The following is a 16,079-nucleotide window of genomic DNA, read 5'->3' as shown; positions in this document are numbered from 1 at the left end:
CGGGGCGTGGCGGAGGCCGAACGCAGGTGAGGCCCGTTTAGCCTAGGTGCATGGCCAGATCCCACTTCACTCTAGCCGCGCTGGCCACCTCGGCCGTCCCCGACCTCGACGTCTCCGGCGCCCGCAGTCACAGCGCCGGCGGGTCCGGCGACTTCGACTCGGCGCTGCTGAGCACGAGGGACGGCCGGACCGTCATCGTCCGCGTCCCCACCACGCAGGTCGCCGAGACGGAGCAGAGCGCCGACCTCGTGGCCCTGCGCGCGCTGACCACCGGCATCCGCAGCCGTCTGCCGTTCGACGTGCCGCACTATCTCGGCCAGGCGCCGGTCGGCGGCACGCGCGCCGTCGTCTACGAGTACCTGCCCGGTCATCACATCTCGGTCGCGGACGTGCCGCCGGGCGACGGGCTCGCGGGTTCCATCGGGCACGCGATCGCCGCCATCCACGCCCTGCCCACCGCCTTCGTCGGCGAGGCCGGCCTGCCCGTGATGTCGGCCGCCGAGTGCCTGACCGCCGCCAACTCGGTGATCGAGTCGGCCGCCTCCACTGGGCTTCTGCCGACGGCGCTGCGCGACCGCTGGCGCGACGCCGCGGCCGACCACTCGATCTGGCAGTTCCAGCCGACCGTCATCAACGGGTCGCTCACCGCCGAGTCGTTCCTCGTCGAGGACGACTCGGTCTCCGCCGTGCTCGGCTGGTCGGCGCTGCGCGTCGGCGACCCGGCACGCGACCTGCACTGGCTGCTCGCGATGAATCCGGAGGCGACCGACGGCGCGCTCGGCGCCTACGCCTCCACCCGCCAGGTGGCGACCGACCGGCAGTTCACACAGCGCGCCATGCTGTACGCGGAGCTGGAGGTGGCCCGCTGGCTCCTGCACGGCCGCGAGGTGCGCGACCAGTCGATCGTCGACGACGCCGTCGAAATGCTCGACGGGCTGGTGGATCGGGTGCACAGCAACTCGATGAACCCGCTGTCGACCGCGACCGGCCCGATCATGGCCGTGACCGACGTCGAGGCGATGCTCGACCGCACGCCGGGCGACCGGGCAGAGGCCTACGGCCGCTCGGGCGGGATGAAGCCGGTGGCCGACGACCAGAGCGACGTCAGCTCCTCCTCCGCGTAAAGCCGCTCGGGCCGGACCACGCGGTCGTCGGCGACGAAATAGAACACGGCGTCGATCCGCTCCGGGTCGATGCCGGCGTAACGGGCGAAGGCGAGCCGGTACAGCGCGAGCTGCAGCTGCTTGCGCTCGAGGTCGTCCGCGTCGCGCGGCGCCTTGCCGGTCTTCCAGTCCACGATCTGGTAGTCGTGGACGCCGTCCTCGGCGCGGTAGACCGCATCCAGCTTGCACACGACGACCTGCCCGGCCAGCGTGATGTGGATCTCGAGCTCGACCTCCTCCGGTGCCCGGCCGGACCACTCGCTGTTCTCGAACGTCGCCTTGAGCTCGGCGAAGCGCTCGGCCTCGAGCATGTCGCCGGCGAGGTCGAGCTCGGCGCTGGACGCGTCCAGCTCGTCGGCGGCGCCGGCGACCGTGCCGAACCGCTCCTCCACCCAGGCGTGGAACAGCGTGCCAAGACGGGTCTGCCGGTAGGGACGCTCGGGCATCGGCCGGCGGAGCGCCGCCGCGACGGACGCGGGATCGCTGACGTAGTCCTTGAAGCGCGACGCCGGGATGCGTGCCGGAAGCTCGACCAGCCCGGCCTCCTCGTCGCGGCGTGCCCGTTCGGCGAGCAGCAGGTCGAGGTCGCGGGCGTACACGCCGCCGTCCCCCGGGCCGAGGTCGCGGGCGCGGCGGACCGCCTCCGCGGCGGCCTCCACCCGGCTGCGGCGTGCACCCAGCGGCTCCAGCGGCCAGGTCACCGTCGAAGAGGTCAGGGCGAGCGGATTCTCGTCGGGCTCATCGCAGTCGGGGAACGCGTCCTCGGGCAGAAGCCCGGCCGCCTGCAGTTCGAGCAGGTAGGACCCGGGACCGCGCGGCTTCGTCTGCGTGGACCAGTACGAGCCGGTCAGCAGCAGCCGGCGCCGGGCACGGGTGACCGCGACGTAGATGAGGCGGCGCTGCTCGTCGAGGTGGCGCGCGACGTTCTCCTCCTCGAAGGCGGCGATCGACTCGTGCACGTCCTTCTGCGTCTCGGCCGTGCGCCAGGCGATCACCGGGAGCTCGGCGGAATCGCCGCGGAACTCGTTCGGGAGCTGCCCGAAGGCCAGCCAGCCCTTGCGGCTCTGCGGCGGTCCGGGCAGCTCTCCGTCGACGAGCCGCGGCACCGCGACGACGTCCCACTCCAGGCCCTTCGCGCCGTGGATGGTGAGGATCTGGACCGTGCCCGGCTCGGCGTCCTCGCTGCGCGGCGCGAGGTTGTCGCGCTGCTCCGCCTCGGCGAGCCAGGAGAGGAAGGAGCCGAGCGTCGCCTGGTCGTCGGCAGCGAGGTAGGACGCGACCTGCTCGGCGAAGGCGTCGAGGCTCGCCTGACCCAGCTGGGCCGTCTCGTTGGCGGCGACCTCGATGTCGAGCAGCAGCTCCTGCTGGACCAGGGTGACGAGGTCGAGCAGGTCGAGGCCGACCCGCGAGCGCAGGTGGTCGAGGCGGCGACCGGCGTCGCGCATCCGCTCGAGTCCGGCGGGGCTGAAGCCCTCGAGCCGGCCGTGGCCATCGGGGGCCTCCAAGACGAAGTCGAGCGCGTCGACCAGCGAGGCGCCCTCCTCGCCCGCCACCGAGCGGCGCAGGCGGTCGCGCAGCTCGGGGTCGAGCCGCTGGTGCCGGTGGTCGCGCTCGGCGAGCCAGGAGGCGACGTCGCGCAGCGCGGCGATGTCCTTCGGGCCGACGCGCCACTTCGCGCCTGTCAGCAGGCGGATCAGCTCCGACCCCGCGGTCGGGTCGTGCATCACTCGCAGAGCGCTGACCAGGTCGGCGATCACCGGCTGCTCCAGCAGACCGCCGAGGCCGAGCACGTGGTACGGGATGCCGTGGCGCGCGAGCGCCGTGGTGAAGACATCGATCTTCTTGAGCGAGCGGCACAGCAGCGCCGCGCTCGGTGGTGCGCCGTCGGCGTCGCGCTCGCGCATCCGCTCGCCGAGCCAGGTGGCGACGGTCTCGGCCTCGTCGGCCACGGTCTGCTCGAACGCCGCGGTCAGCTCGCCCGCGACGGCTCCGGGACGCGGCTGCAGCTGCTCGACGTGCACCGGCGACGCCGCGGTCAGCGGCGCCACCAGCGCGTTCGCGGCGTCGAGGACGCGCGTCGGGTTGCGCCAGCTCGTGCTGAGCGCGTACTCGTCGGCTGCGCCCTCGGTGCCGGGGCGCTCGCCCGTGAAGTCGGCGGAGAACCGGCCGAGGTTGGCCGCGCTCGCGCCGCGCCAGCCGTAGATGGACTGGTGCGGGTCGCCCACCGCCATGACCGGCTGTCCGGCGAACAGTCGGGACAGCAGGCGCGTCTGCACGACCGACGTGTCCTGGTACTCGTCGAGGAGCACGACCCGGTAGCGGCGGCGGTAGTCGGCCGCGACCTCCGGCAGCCGCTCGCACACGGCGAGGGCGAACGCGACCTGGTCGGAGTACTCCACGAAACCACGGCGCCGCTTCTCGTCGGCGAAGGCGCGTGCGAGGTCGAGCAGCGGCGGTAGCGACCCCACGGCCTCGATCGCGGACCGCACCGAGGCGTACAGCTCCTTGACACGGCCGTTGCCGGTGGGGAGCTCGGCGACACGGCCGAAGCGCTCGACCATCCGCTCGACCTCGTCGGCGTCGGCGACGTTCTCGCTGAGCGCGCGGCTGAGGCCGACGACGGCGCTGGTCACCGCCTCCACACCCTTGTCGAGCTCGACCAGGCGGTCGTCGGTGCTCGTCACCACGAGCCGGCGCGCGAGCTGCCAGGCGGACGCCTCGCTCAGCACCGCGGACTCGGGCTCACGCCCGATCAGCAGCGCGTTCTCGCGGAAGATCGCGTTCGCGAACGCGTTGTACGTCGCCACCTCCGGCGCCTCGAACGGATCGAACTCGACATCGGTCACGCCCGAGGCGACCAGCTGCTCGATGCGCGTGCGGATGCGCCCGGCGAGCTCGCCCGCCGCCTTGCGCGTGAAGGTCAGGCCCAGGATCTCCGGCACGCGCACGTGCCCGTTCGCCAGCAGCCAGACGACGCGGTTCGCCATGGTCTCGGTCTTGCCGCTGCCCGCGCCCGCCACGACGATCGCCGGGCGCAGCGGGGCCTCGATGACCGCCTGCTGCTGCGGGGTGGGGATGGGCAGCCCGAGCGCTTCGGCGATCTCGGCGGCGCTGAGGGCGCGCGTCGGCCGGGGCCGCTCCGGCGCTGCCGCCTCCTCCTCGGCCAGGGAGAACGCCTGCTCGACCAGGTCGAGCCCGGCCTGCTCGGTCGCCCACTCCAGCAGGCTGTCGTCGTCGACGTGGGTCGCCTCGTCGGTCATGCGCCACCTCCCGCGCTGCCCGCGCCGGCACTGCCCGCTCCAGCACTGACGGCCGGGACCAGGTGGATGCGGTACTCGTAGCGCCCGTGCGGGTCGCGTTCGCCGAGGTCGACCACACCGGCGAAGGTCGCGGCGGCCATGCCGTCGGCGGCGTCGGCGACGCGTTCGCGCAGGCGTTCCAGCCGCTCCTCGTCCACGCGGTCCTGGGCCACCTCGCGGTAGCCCTTGCCGCGGACGCCCTTGGCGACGAACAGCAGCTTGGCTCCCCCGGACGGCAGGCCGCCCGCCTGCGCGACGGCGCCGTGCTCCATGGCGAGCTGGTACGCGCCGAGCTGCGCGTGCTCGGCCGCCTCGGCGGCGGAGGGCGTGCGATTGCCGGTCTTGAGGTCGACGATGACGACCGTGCCGTCGGGGGTGCGCTCGACGCGGTCGATGGTGCCGCGGACGAGTGCCCGGCCGACGCGCAGCTCGAAGGAGCCCTCCGACCCGAGCAGGGTCCCTCCCGCCCGCTCGAAGTCGCGGAGGTATTCGGAGACGCCGGCGGTCAGCGTGCGGGTGCGCCGCCGCTCCTTCTCCTCCAGCCAGGGCGACTCGAAGGCCAGCTCGCCCCAGCGCTTCTCGATGCCCTGCCACAGCCGCTCGACGCTGAGGTCGCGGTCGTCGCTGGTGCTCGCCTCCTCCATCACGGCGTGCACCACCGTGCCGATGCCCGCGGCGAGCCCGCTTGGCGAGGCGGCCATGGTGTCGACGAACCAGGCGAGCGGCGACTTCTCGAAGGTCTCCAGCCGCGACGGCGAGACGCGGACGACCGCCTCCGGGTCGTCGAGGTCGACCAGCGGCTCGGTGGTGGACGGCTCGAGCAGGCCGTACCAGGAGGAGGGATCGGCGCCCTCCACGCCGGCCTCCGCCAGACGGGCGAGGGCCGCGGCGGCGTCGGCGGAGCCGGTCGTCGCCAGCCGACGGCGCAGGCGACCGACCATCCCGCGGAGCGAGAGCGGATGCGCGCCCTCGTCCACGTCGTCGACGGCGAGCTCCCCCGCCAGCCGCAGGAAGGGCGACGGCTGCTCATCGTCGTTCGCGGTGGCCGTGAGCAGCACCTGGCCGCGGGCGCGGGAGACGGCGAGCGCGAACATCCGGAGCTCGTCGCCCAGCACCTCGGCGCGCGCGTCCTCGGTCTCGGTGCTGCGTCCCTCCACCGCGTCGGCGAGCTCCTGCGGGTGGAGCAACGAGCCGCGCAGGCGCAGGTTCGGCCAGACGCTCTCCTGCAGTCCGGCGACGGCGACGACCTCGAACTCGCGGCCGATCGCCGCGCTCGGCGTGCAGACCAGCACGGCGTCCGCCGCCGTCTGCGCGGCCAGGGTGTCCTCCGGGACCTCGGCGCCCAGCAGCTCGACCACGAAGTCGGATGCCGGTCGCTCGGGGTACCGCTCGACGAAGCGGCGGGCGGCGGTGAAGAGGGCGACGATGCCGTCGAGGTGCCGGTTCGCCTCGTCGGCGACGATGCCGCTGCGCTGCGAGTGCTCCAGCCAGCGCGACGCCAGGCCGCTGCGCTCCCACGCGTGCCACAGCAGCTCCTCGATGGAGTCGCCCTGCTCGGCCTTCGCGCGGCCGGAGCGCAGCGTCTCGGCGAGCCGGCCGGCGCGGCGTGCGGGCGACGCGTCGATCGTCGCCAGGTGGGCGGGATGCTGCAGGGCCTCCACCAGGAGCTCGTCGCCCGGCCGGTTGCCGTCGCCGGCGAGCTCTTCCTGCCGCAGCGCCAGGCGCAGCCGGCGCAGGCTGATGCTGTCGAGGCCGCCGAACGGTCCGAGCAGCAGCTCGTTCGCCACGAGCGGCGTCAGCTCGATCGCGCCCAGCTGCACTCCGGCCACGGTGATGAGCTGCCGGGCCGCGAAGTCCTCGCGCAAGGGACGCCCGGCGATGCTCGTCGTCGTCGGCACCTCGGCGACGGCCAGAGCCCGGGACAGCGCGGGCACGTGGGCGCCGGATCGCACGATGACGGCCATGTCGCTCCACGGGACGCCGTCGAGCAGGTGCCGCTCGCGGAGCTTGCGGGCCAGGCGGGCGGCCTCGGACGGGGCGGAGGTGGCGACCAGCCGGACGATCTCGGGGCGGTGCTCGTCGGTTGCGTCGGCGTCCGCGTGCGCAGGGTCCCCCGCCATCGGCTCCGGGCGCCCCGCCGACGCCATGCGCTGCACGCCCGCGGCAGCCGCGCCGATGCGCTCGGTCACTCGCGCGGTGAGCTCGCGCAGGGCGGGCGTCTGGCGGTGCGCGGTGGTCAGAACGAACCGCGTCACCGGCACGCCGAGCCGCGTCGCCAGCTGGCCGAGAGCCGTCGCCTCCGCGCCGCGGAAGGTGGTGGAGGCGACGTCCGGGTCGCCGAACGCGACCACCGCGACCCCGCGCTCCGCCAGGGCGCGCAGCAGTGCGAGGGTAGCGACCGTGGCCTCCTGCAGGTCGTCGACGAAGACCGCGCGGAGCCGGTCGAGCGAGCTCCCCTCGCGCACCGCGGTCACCGCCGACGCGATCAGCTCGGCGGAGTCGACGAACCCGCCGCGGTAGCTGTCGACGACGAGCTGGTACTCGGCCATGAAGCGCGCAGCGGCGCGCCATTCGTCGTGTCCGGTGATCGCGCCGAGCTCCGACAGCCGCGACGGCGTCACCCCGCGCTCGGCGCAGCGCGCCATCAGCTCGCGCAGCTCGGTGCGGAAGCCCCGCAGCGCGCGGACCTCATCGACCAGCGGCTCCGCCCATACGGGGCCCGAGTTGTCCTCCAGGTGACCGCTGAGCAGTTCGGCGATGATCTGGTCCTGCTCGCCGCCGGTGAGGAGGCGCGGCGGGTCGAGCTGCAGCCTCCTGGCGCGCTCCCCGACCAGCTGGAAGGCGAGCGACGTCGCGGTGCGGGCGAGCGGCCCATGTGTGGGCACCTCCAGGCGCAGCGCGATGCGGTCGCGCAACGCCGTGGCGGCCGTGCGGGACGCGCTCAGCGCGAGCACTTCGTCCGTGCCGTAGCCGCGTCCGTGCACGCGCTCGGCAAGCGTCTCGACGAGGGTCGTCGTCTTGCCCGTGCCGGGCGCGCCGAGGACCGCCGCGGACGCGCCATCGGGCAGCCCGATCACCTCCGTCTGCGCCGAATCGAGCACCAGGCCGGTGGATGCGGCGGTGCGATCGGCGCGCATCCGGAAGCCTGTGGTGCTCATGCCTCTCACGGTATCGGCGTCCGCCGACAGAGAACGCGAGCGGGCGCCGCGAGCCGTGTGCCGTAGTCTGAACTCACACCGGCCGGTCAGGCTCGGGACGCCCAGAACTCCTGAAAGGTACCGTCGTGGAGATCCGCATCGGAATCGTCAACGCCCCCCGCGAGCTCAGCTTCGAGACGTCCCAGTCGGCCGAGGAGCTGACCGGGCAGGTGAAGGCCGCCCTGACGAACGGCGGCGGCGTGCTCGAGCTCCACGACGACAAGGGCCGCCTCTACGTCGTCCCCACCGCGGGCATCGCGTACGTCGAGTTCGGCACCGAGGAATCGCGCCGGATCGGCTTCGTCGGCTAGCCTCCACTCGTGGAACTGCTCTTCGTCGTCCTCGGCGGAGCCATCATCGGGCTCGCCGGGCGCTACCTCCTGCCGTACCGCCACACGCACGGGTCCGTGCTGATCCCGGCGGTCGGCGTCGTCACCGCCTCCGTGCTCTGGGTGGGCCTCACCTGGGCCGGCCTGAAATGGGACGGCGGCTGGATCTGGTGGATCACCCTCCTCGGCACGGCGCTCGTCGTCGCGGCCGTCGACCTCGCGGTCGGGCGTGCGCGCACGGCCGGCGACGACCGGATGCTGCACACGCTCACACGGGGTGCGGTCGCGCGCTGAGGCTCAGTGATCGGCCCACAGGTCGAGAGTCCGCCACCCGTCGGGAAAGCCCATGTGCGTCTCCGGTGTCACCGGAAGCGCTGCCGGGAATCCGTCCATCGCATCGCGCAGCCGCGACGATCCATCCCGTTTCGGAGCGAACCCGCTGCGTAAGGAACGCCAGCAGCGCGCAGACCGCATAGGTGCGACTCCTGCTGTGCGCCTGGGCGTTGAGGTGGATGAGGTCGGGTGCCGTCTCAGGCACCCGGCCGAGCTTGTAGGTCAGAGTGCGGTTCCAGAGCCGCGCGTGGTGGGCGCTGATGTTCCGGGCGTAGTTGGCGGTCTTCATCCAGCGGACGAATACTGCCCCGGAGACTCCCGCCAGATCCTTCGACACCCGTGACTGGTCGGCATCGCGCATGAACCCGAACAACCGGACGAGTTGACCGAATTCCATGATCTCCGTAGCTGCCCAGATGGGCAGGCGGCCGTCGTACTTCTGGATGTGGTGGCTGATGAAGTCCTCGGACGACGAACTCAACAGATGGGCGCTGAATCGTTCGCGCCACGTGTCGTACGAGGTCCTGGTGCGGTCCACGGCATCCGGCCGGTCGCACTTCGCCGCGTCGAGGTGGTCTCTCGACAGGTGTCCGAAGGGGTCGCCTGCGCCGAGGTGGTAACCGATCTTCGAACGCAGGGCGATCTCGATCGTCTCCACCGCGTCCAGGATCAGCAGCCGAAGCGCGCGGTCGAAGGAATAGAGGTCTTCCGCCCACTCGAAGCGTGCATTCGCCACGAAAGCATCCGTGCGGTACTGGACGGTCGTGTCCCGGGCACCGGACGGTGGGATCGGCACGCGGAATGGATAGGCGTATGCGCTGAACCGGTAGTAGCCGACGGCCTCGAGAACCCGCCTCGCCTTGGCGGTATCACCGACCTGTAGACCTCGGCCCGACAAGCGCTCCACCTGCTGATCGAGCGTGAGGTGGGGCTTGGTGTAGCGCATGGTGGAGCCTTAGAGAAAAAGAAAACCAGCCCGTACCCGAAGGCAGAGGGGCTGGTGTTGATGAGTCAAGTATACCAGATGCTAGCCGAGTCCGCTACGCGGTCAACCCCAGCGCGTCCATGCGCCGCGTGTGCGCCGCGATCAGCTCGGTGAAGATCGGCTCGATCCGCTCCTCGTCCGTCGCCCGGTTGCCCGAGAGGTGCAGCGCGGAACGCGCGACCAGCAGCGTGTCGCCCACCAGGCGACGGCCCCACATCGCGAGCCGGGACGCCAGCTGCGGGTCCTTCCCGATCTCCGTGCGCAGCACCTCCAGCACGCCCTCCTGACCGGATTCCGACCCCAGGAGGTGCGCCAAGCGCGGGCCGACGTCGCCCGGGAGGCCCGCGGCGAGGCGGATGAAGAAGTCGTCGAGCAGGCCGCCGGTCACGAGTGCCGAGAGCAGCGTCTCACGCCAGTCGGCGCCGACGATGAGGGCGCTGAAGCCCTCGATCTCGACCGCGAACGGCTCCATCGCCGCCGCCGGGTCGTGGCCGCGGCGGCGGAGCTCGGCGACGATGCCCTGATGCTTCGACAGCGCGTGCCCGGCCGCGGCGGACACCAGCTGTTTGGCGTGCAGGTCCTCCGTCTCGGCGGCGACGCGCGAAAGCGTCTCGAACTGCTCCAGCTGCAGGTACGCCGCCTGCCCGACGTACGGCACCAGGTCGGGCATGACCTCGTGCAGGTCCACGCGGACGGTGGTGACGGGCCGCCGCGGAGTGAGGCGCGGGAGCTCGACGGTGGGCCGGCGCCGGGTGAACCACGTGGACATGCTCAGCAGTGTATCGGGCGGGTCCAGTAGGCTTGGAACGCCGTCGGCGCAGGATCGACGGCCCTACGCCTGCGACAGAGAACAGGGCGTAGACCTTCCGATCGAATCGACAGGCAAACCTCACAGTGACTTTCTCAGAACTCAACATCGACCAGGACATGGTGGACCAGCTCGCGGCCAAGGGCATCGTGGAGCCGTTCCCCATCCAGACGCAGACCATCCCCCTCGCCCTCACCGGCCAGGACATCATCGGCCAGGCCAAGACGGGTACCGGCAAGACTCTCGGCTTCGGCCTCCCGCTCATCCAGCGCCTCGGGCTCGACCCCGAGCCCGGCGTGAAGGCGCTCGTCGTCGTGCCGACCCGCGAGCTGGCCATCCAGGTCTACGAAGACCTCGAACTGGCCGCCGCCGGCCGCCCGACCACCATCGCCGCGATCTACGGCGGCAAGGCGTACGAGGGCCAGATCGCGCAGCTCAAGGCGGGCGCGCAGATCGTCGTCGGCACGCCCGGCCGCCTCCTCGACCTCGCCGGCCAGCGCCTGCTGAGCCTCGGCGGCGTGCAGGAGATGGTGCTCGACGAGGCCGACAAGATGCTCGACCTCGGCTTCCTCGCCGACATCGAGAAGCTGTTCGCGCAGACCCCGGCCACCCGCCACACCATGCTCTTCTCGGCGACCATGCCCGGCCCGATCGTCGCACTCGCGCGCCGCTTTATGACGCGCCCGGTGCACATCCGCGCCAGCGACCCCGACGAGGGCCAGATCCAGGCGAACATCAAGCACCTGATCTACCGCGCGCACTCGCTCGACAAGGACGAGGTCATCTCCCGCATCCTCCAGGCCGAGGGCCGCGGCAAGACCGTGATCTTCACGCGCACCAAGCGCGCCGCCGCCAAGCTGGTCGAGGAGCTGAACGACCGCGGCTTCAACGCCGCCGCCGTGCACGGCGACCTCAACCAGGAGCAGCGCGAGCGCGCCATGGCCGCGTTCAAGGCGGGCAAGAAGGACATCCTGATCGCCACCGACGTCGCCGCCCGCGGCATCGACGTGGACGACGTCACGCACGTCATCAACCACACCATCCCGGACGACGAGAAGACGTACCTGCACCGCGCGGGCCGCACGGGTCGTGCGGGCAAGACCGGCATCGCCGTGACCTTCGTCGACTGGGAGGACCTGCACAAGTGGGCACTCATCAACCGGGCGCTGGAGTTCGGGCAGCCGGAGCCGACGGAGACCTACTCGTCGTCGCCGCACCTCTACAGCGACCTCGACATCCCCGCCGGGGCCAAGGGCCGTCTGAAGACGACGCCCGCGGTCAAGGCGCCGCAGGGCGACGGCGCGCAGCCGTCTCGCGGCGGCCGCTCGGACTCGACCGGCCCCGACGGCGGCGAGCGTTCGGGCCGCAGCCGGAGCCGCCGCCGCACGCGTGGCGGCTCGGGATCCGGAGAGGGCCAGGCGAGCCAGGCCGAGTCGGCCGCTCCCGCCGAGGCCGGCGAGCCGAAGGCCGCGACCGGCACGCACGACGGAGGCGGTCAGCAGCACCGCGACGGCAACAGCGCACCGCGCCGCCGCCGTCGCCGCTCCCGCGGCGGCTCCCCGGCGACCCCCGCGAGCTGACCCCGGATCACTCCGCCGACAATCCCTGAGTTCTTCGACCGTTTCCGCTCCGGAAGACCGAAGAAGTCAGGGATTGTTTGCATCCGGCTGCCACCGCCCTATGCTTCGGTTATCGCGGAGGATGGGGGCATCATGATCGACATGCGCGAAGGCCGGGACGGCGTCTTCCGTGCGGACGGACCCGACCGGCCGCTGCCCTACGGCCTCCCCGACGATCCGCAGGAACCCTTCGTGGGGATCGTCGCCCCGAACATCGACAAGATGTCAGGGTTGTCGTTCGACGGCCGGACGGTGGCGGGACGCCGCTCGCGCAGAGGTCTCGTCGCCTTCGCCGCCTCGGTAGCGGGATGCGCGATCGTCATAGCGGTCGCGGTCGCCGCGCAGTCGGTGTTGACCGCCCTCGGCGTGGAGTGAACCCGGGCGTCAGTACCAGTTGGGGTCGTGGCTCATCTCGAACGTCCACGCGGCGCAGGGTGAGCCGTAGGCGCGGTTGATGTAGTCCAGACCCCAGTTGACCTGCGTGTTCTGGTTCGTCATCCAGTCCGCGCCGGCGCTCGCCATCTTGCTGGCGGGCAGCGACTGCGGGATGCCGTAGGCGCCGCTCGACGTGTTGTAGGCGTCCGCGCGCCAGCCCGACTCGTGGTTCCACAGCTTGATCAGGCACGGCATCTGGTCGCTCCCCCAGCCAAAGGCGCCGAGGCGGCTCGCCGCGTACGCCTGCGCGCCCGCCGGGTCCACGACCATGCCGGGCGGCGGCGCGAAGCCGTCGGATCCGCCGCCGGTGTTCGCGGCAGCGGCGGCTGCGGCCGCGGCCGCCTGTCCGGCCGCGTACTGCTGCTCGACCGACGCCTGCGTGTTCTTGAGCGCAGCGAGCTGCGCGTAGAGGGTGTTGGCGTGCTGCTTCTGGTCGGCCAGCTGCGCGTCCGCCGCGCGCTTCGCCGCGGTCGCCGCATCCAGCGCCTTCTTCGCCTCTGCCGCGAGCTGGTCGCGGATGGTCTTGGCGTCCGCCGCCTGGCTGCTCAGCGACGACGCGACGTTCTTCTGGGCGTTGGCCTGCGCGAACAGGGCGCTGTTGCGGTCGGCGAGCTGGGACACGGCGCCGAGCTGGTACAGCAGGGTGTCGGACTTCGAGGCGGTCGGGCTGAGGAAGAGGCGCAGCGACACCGAGGAGGTGCCGGCGCGGCTCAGCTGCTCGGCGAGCTTGCCGCTCTGCGACCGGAGCTGGTCGGCCTTCGCCGTCGCATCGTGCGCCTTGGCGGCGAGGTCGTCAGCCTTGGCGGTCGCCTTCTGCAGGGCGGCCTCGGCGGCGCCGTACTCGCCGAGCCGTTTCACGGCCAGGTCACCCGCGGCGTTCGCCGCGCTCTGGAGGCTCTGCAGGAGCCCGTTGATGCGGTCCACCTCGGCCTGCGCGGCGGCAGCGTTGTTCTTGGCGGCCTGCACGTCGTCCCAGGAGGGATACGTATCGGCACTGGCCGGGGCGGCACCGCCCGCGATCACCAGGGCGGCCGTCAGGGCGGCCGCGACCGCCGATCCTCGCCAGAACCGTCTCACCCGCGCACCTCGCTCTCTCGACCCCGACCGGGGTCCAGGCTACGGGGTGGAGGTCACGGAGCGTAGAAAGGCGCCGCGCCTGTCGCTTCTTCGATCATCGCGTCCACGACGGCGGGGTCGGTCGTGTTCTCGCCGAGGCGGTTCGGTTTGCCTGCGCCGTGGTAGTCGCTGGAGCCGGTGATCCGCAGCCCGTAGCGCGCCGCGAGTTCCCGCAGCCGCGCCACGCCGTCCGGCGTGTTCTCGCGGTGGTCGAGTTCCAGACCGAAGAGGCCCGCATCCACCAGGCGCCGCAGGCGGTCCTCCGGGATGACTCGGCTGCGACCGCCGGTCGCGGGATGCGCGAGCACGGGCAGGCCGCCCGCGCCGCGGATGAGCCGTACCCCGGTCAGCGGCTCCGGGGCGTAGTGCGGCTGGAAGTAGCCGCTGCGCCAGTGCAGGATGCCGGCGAACGCTGCGCTGCGATCCGAGGCCAGCCCGCGGGCCACCAGCGCGTCGGCGATGTGCGGACGGCCGACGGTCGCGCCCTCGCTCGCCTGCGCGAGCACGTCGTCCCAGGTGATGTCGTAGTCGGCGGAGATGCGGCGCACCATGTCCTCCGCGCGGCGCATGCGGCCGTCGCGGATGCGTTTCGTCTCGGCCACAAGCGCGTCGTTCGCCGGGTCGAACAGGTAGCCGAGCATGTGGACGCTGGCGAACTCGATGCGGGTGGACAGCTCCATGCCGGGGATGACGGTGATGCCCGACCGCGCGCCCTCGGCGGCCGCCTCCGCCCATCCCGTGGTCGAGTCGTGGTCGGTGAGCGCCACGGTGCCGAGCCCTGCGGCGGCGGCCGACCGCACGAGCTCCGCCGGCGTCTCGGTGCCGTCGGAGACGCTGGAGTGCGTGTGCAGGTCGACGGGACCACGGAACCGTCGCGCATCAGCCATGGTCAACATCCTAGGAGTGGAAGAATGGTCGGCATGTCGCAGTCCACGCAGAGCACGACCGACCAGGCGCCGCGCGCCACGCAGAACCGCTCGACCACGCCGGGGTCCGACGCGTTCCGGGAGTACATCGGCAGGGGATGGGCTGAGCGGCCGGAGGTGCTTCCCGGGGCACGGCCGCAGGCCGCGTACGCCGCCGCCCGCCGCGCTCGCGTGTCGGAGCTGTTCCCGGGCAAGCGGCTGATCATCCCGGCCGGTCGCCTCAAGCAGCGCAGCAACGACACCGACTACGCCTTCCGCGCGCACTCGGCGTTCGCGCACCTGACCGGCTGGGGATCCGACTCCGAGCCGGGCAGCGTGCTCGTGCTGGAGCCGACCGCCTCCGGTCATGAGGCGACCCTGTACTTCCGTGAGCGCGCGGGGCGCGACTCCGACGAGTTCTACGCGAACCCCGAGATCGGCGAGTTCTGGATCGGGCCGCGCCCGTCGCTCGCTCAGGTGGCGAGCGACCTCGGCCTGCCGACGCGCGGCATCGCCGACGTGCAGGCCGTGCTGGACGCGGTGGACGCCGACACGATCGTCCTGCGCGAGGCAGACCCCGCGCTCACCGACGAGGTGGATGCGGCGCGTCTCCTGCTCGGCGACGCGGACGCCGACACCACGGATGCCGAGGACCACGCCGACGACGACCGGCTCGCCCGCGACCTGTCCGAGCTCCGCCTGATCAAGGACGACTTCGAGATCGCCGAGCTGCGCGCGGCGGTCGACGCGACCGCACGCGGTTTCGACGACGTCATCGCCGACCTGCCCCGCATCACCGCGCACCCGCGTGGCGAGCGACTGGTCGAGGGCGTCTTCAACGGGCGCGCCCGCGCCGACGGCAACACGGTCGGCTACGACACGATCGCCGCGAGCGGACCGCACGCGTGCATCCTGCACTGGACGCGCAACGACGGTCCCGTGGTGCCGGGCGACCTCATCCTGATGGATGCGGGCGTCGAGCTCGACAGCTATTACACCGCCGACATCACGCGCACGTTCCCGATCGACGGAACGTTCACCGAGACGCAGCGGCTGATCTACGAAGCGGTGCTCGAGGCGGCGGACGCGGCGTTCGCGATCGTGAAGCCGGGCATCCGCTTCCGCGAGATCCACGCCACCGCGATGGGCGTGATCGCTCGCCGCACCGCCGAGTGGGGGCTGCTGCCGGTGAGCGCCGAGGAGGCGCTGCAGCAGGAGAACCAGCAGCACCGCCGCTACATGGTGCACGGGACGAGCCACCACCTCGGCCTCGACGTGCACGACTGCGCGCAGGCACGACGCGACCTCTACCTCGACGGCGTGCTCGAGCCCGGGATGGTGTTCACCATCGAGCCGGGGCTGTACTTCCAGCCGGACGACCTCACGGTGCCCGAGCGGTTCCGCGGCATCGGCGTGCGGATCGAGGACAACATCCTGGTCACCGCCGACGGCGCGGAGAACCTGTCGATCGGCATCCCGCGCACGGCGGACGACGTCGAGGCCTGGGTGCGTCGCCTCTCGCGGCGCTGACCTTTCCCTCCGTGAAGTGCAGGTCGTTGCGGTGTTCGACGGCGTGTCGACCGCAACTACCTGCACTTCCGCGGGCTATCAGTGGGCGAATACCGCATCCCACGCCAGGGCAAGCGCGACGAAGGCCGCCGTCGCCGCGATCGCCGGGCGCCTCCATCCCGATATCCAGGGCGGGAGCACCAGAGCGAGGAACGTCACCACGAACACCCCGCTGAGCAGCGGGATGGTGACGAACGCTACATCGGAGTCCGCACCCGCATGTGGGTAGTTGCAGCCGCCGAAGCCGCACCAGGCGAACGAAGCCCATCCCGTCAGACAGACGTCGATGAACAATGCGACCGGAATCGAGACGAGCAACCA

At 72.0% G+C, this 16,079-nt stretch carries 13 protein-coding genes; 6 read left to right on the top strand and 7 right to left on the bottom strand.

Annotated features, from left to right (window positions below; translation table 11 throughout):
- The first annotated feature begins 50 nt into the window (after positions 1-50).
- Positions 51-1,124 (top strand): phosphotransferase, encoded by a 1,074-nt coding sequence (locus ACRAWB_RS03380; protein WP_431352061.1) that lies wholly within the window; start codon positions 51-53, stop codon positions 1,122-1,124.
- Here the strand turns inward: ACRAWB_RS03380 and ACRAWB_RS03375 are convergent.
- Both ACRAWB_RS03375 and ACRAWB_RS03370 read right to left on the bottom strand, forming a co-directional pair.
- Positions 1,055-4,423 carry a UvrD-helicase domain-containing protein gene (locus tag ACRAWB_RS03375; RefSeq protein ID WP_431352060.1) on the bottom strand — a complete coding sequence of 1,123 codons (3,369 nt, stop codon included), beginning with the start codon at positions 4,421-4,423 and terminating at the stop codon, positions 1,055-1,057. The genes ACRAWB_RS03380 and ACRAWB_RS03375 overlap by 70 nt on opposite strands.
- Positions 4,420-7,620, bottom strand: coding sequence for an ATP-dependent helicase (locus tag ACRAWB_RS03370; protein WP_431352059.1), 3,201 nt, complete (start codon positions 7,618-7,620; stop codon positions 4,420-4,422). The genes ACRAWB_RS03375 and ACRAWB_RS03370 overlap by 4 nt, the downstream gene beginning before the upstream one ends.
- Before the next feature lie 125 nt (positions 7,621-7,745).
- On the opposite strand from ACRAWB_RS03370, the gene ACRAWB_RS03365 reads away from it, so the two are divergent.
- Positions 7,746-7,970 (top strand): DUF3107 domain-containing protein, encoded by a 225-nt coding sequence (locus ACRAWB_RS03365; RefSeq protein ID WP_431352058.1) that lies wholly within the window; start codon positions 7,746-7,748, stop codon positions 7,968-7,970.
- Between the two features lie 9 nt (positions 7,971-7,979).
- A complete protein-coding gene (locus ACRAWB_RS03360) occupies positions 7,980-8,282 on the top strand; it encodes a hypothetical protein (protein WP_431352057.1) in 303 nt (100 codons plus the stop codon).
- On the opposite strand, the gene ACRAWB_RS03355 is transcribed toward ACRAWB_RS03360, so the two are convergent.
- Positions 8,257-9,267, bottom strand: coding sequence for an Abi family protein (locus ACRAWB_RS03355; protein WP_431352056.1), 1,011 nt, complete (start codon positions 9,265-9,267; stop codon positions 8,257-8,259). The two genes, ACRAWB_RS03360 and ACRAWB_RS03355, sit on opposite strands and share 26 nt — an antisense overlap.
- Positions 9,268-9,361: 94 nt before the next feature.
- Entirely contained in the window at positions 9,362-10,075 is a 714-nt protein-coding gene (locus ACRAWB_RS03350; RefSeq protein WP_431352055.1) for a ferritin-like fold-containing protein, read from the bottom strand.
- A gap of 125 nt (positions 10,076-10,200) precedes the next feature.
- Between ACRAWB_RS03350 and ACRAWB_RS03345 the strand changes: the two genes are divergently transcribed.
- Together ACRAWB_RS03345 and ACRAWB_RS03340 are read left to right on the top strand one after the other, a co-directional pair.
- Entirely contained in the window at positions 10,201-11,694 is a 1,494-nt protein-coding gene (locus tag ACRAWB_RS03345) for a DEAD/DEAH box helicase (RefSeq protein ID WP_431352054.1), read from the top strand.
- A 132-nt stretch (positions 11,695-11,826) separates the two neighbouring features.
- The gene (locus tag ACRAWB_RS03340) at positions 11,827-12,108 is read left to right on the top strand and encodes a hypothetical protein (RefSeq protein ID WP_431352053.1); all 282 of its coding nucleotides are present in this window, start codon (positions 11,827-11,829) and stop codon (positions 12,106-12,108) included.
- A gap of 9 nt (positions 12,109-12,117) precedes the next feature.
- Here ACRAWB_RS03340 and ACRAWB_RS03335 read toward each other — a convergent pair whose 3' ends face one another.
- Together ACRAWB_RS03335 and ACRAWB_RS03330 are read right to left on the bottom strand one after the other, a co-directional pair.
- Positions 12,118-13,245 carry a hypothetical protein gene (locus tag ACRAWB_RS03335; protein WP_431352052.1) on the bottom strand — a complete coding sequence of 376 codons (1,128 nt, stop codon included), beginning with the start codon at positions 13,243-13,245 and terminating at the stop codon, positions 12,118-12,120.
- Between the two features lie 53 nt (positions 13,246-13,298).
- Positions 13,299-14,171, bottom strand: a complete 873-nt coding sequence (locus ACRAWB_RS03330) for a PHP domain-containing protein (RefSeq protein ID WP_431352051.1) — start codon at positions 14,169-14,171, stop codon at positions 13,299-13,301.
- Positions 14,172-14,204: 33 nt separating this feature from the next.
- Between ACRAWB_RS03330 and ACRAWB_RS03325 the strand changes: the two genes are divergently transcribed.
- A complete protein-coding gene (locus ACRAWB_RS03325; RefSeq protein WP_431352050.1) occupies positions 14,205-15,719 on the top strand; it encodes an aminopeptidase P family protein in 1,515 nt (504 codons plus the stop codon).
- Positions 15,720-15,797: 78 nt separating this feature from the next.
- Here ACRAWB_RS03325 and ACRAWB_RS03320 read toward each other — a convergent pair whose 3' ends face one another.
- Positions 15,798-16,076: a hypothetical protein gene (locus ACRAWB_RS03320; protein WP_431352049.1), complete on the bottom strand. Its 279-nt coding sequence runs from the start codon at positions 16,074-16,076 to the stop codon at positions 15,798-15,800.
- Positions 16,077-16,079: the final 3 nt, after the last annotated feature.

Origin of the sequence: Leifsonia poae (assembly GCF_050632865.1) — a bacterium.
GTDB lineage: Bacteria > Actinomycetota > Actinomycetes > Actinomycetales > Microbacteriaceae > Leifsonia > Leifsonia poae_B.
The sequence above is the reverse complement of the archived record's forward strand: the minus strand, read 5'-3'. Positions and strand labels throughout refer to the sequence as shown.

What these genes read in the sequence shown, in the direction of transcription:
- ACRAWB_RS03375 (WP_431352060.1), bottom strand. Translation starts at nt 4,423, where the DNA reads ATGACCGACGAGGCGACCCACGTCGACGACGACAGCCTGCTGGAGTGG.
- ACRAWB_RS03370 (WP_431352059.1), bottom strand. Translation starts at nt 7,620, where the DNA reads ATGAGCACCACAGGCTTCCGGATGCGCGCCGATCGCACCGCCGCATCC.
- ACRAWB_RS03350 (WP_431352055.1), bottom strand. Translation starts at nt 10,075, where the DNA reads ATGTCCACGTGGTTCACCCGGCGCCGGCCCACCGTCGAGCTCCCGCGC.
- ACRAWB_RS03330 (WP_431352051.1), bottom strand. Translation starts at nt 14,171, where the DNA reads ATGGCTGATGCGCGACGGTTCCGTGGTCCCGTCGACCTGCACACGCAC.
- ACRAWB_RS03325 (WP_431352050.1), top strand. Translation starts at nt 14,205, where the DNA reads ATGTCGCAGTCCACGCAGAGCACGACCGACCAGGCGCCGCGCGCCACG.
- ACRAWB_RS03355 (WP_431352056.1), bottom strand. Translation starts at nt 9,267, where the DNA reads ATGCGCTACACCAAGCCCCACCTCACGCTCGATCAGCAGGTGGAGCGC.
- ACRAWB_RS03340 (WP_431352053.1), top strand. Translation starts at nt 11,827, where the DNA reads ATGATCGACATGCGCGAAGGCCGGGACGGCGTCTTCCGTGCGGACGGA.
- ACRAWB_RS03380 (WP_431352061.1), top strand. Translation starts at nt 51, where the DNA reads ATGGCCAGATCCCACTTCACTCTAGCCGCGCTGGCCACCTCGGCCGTC.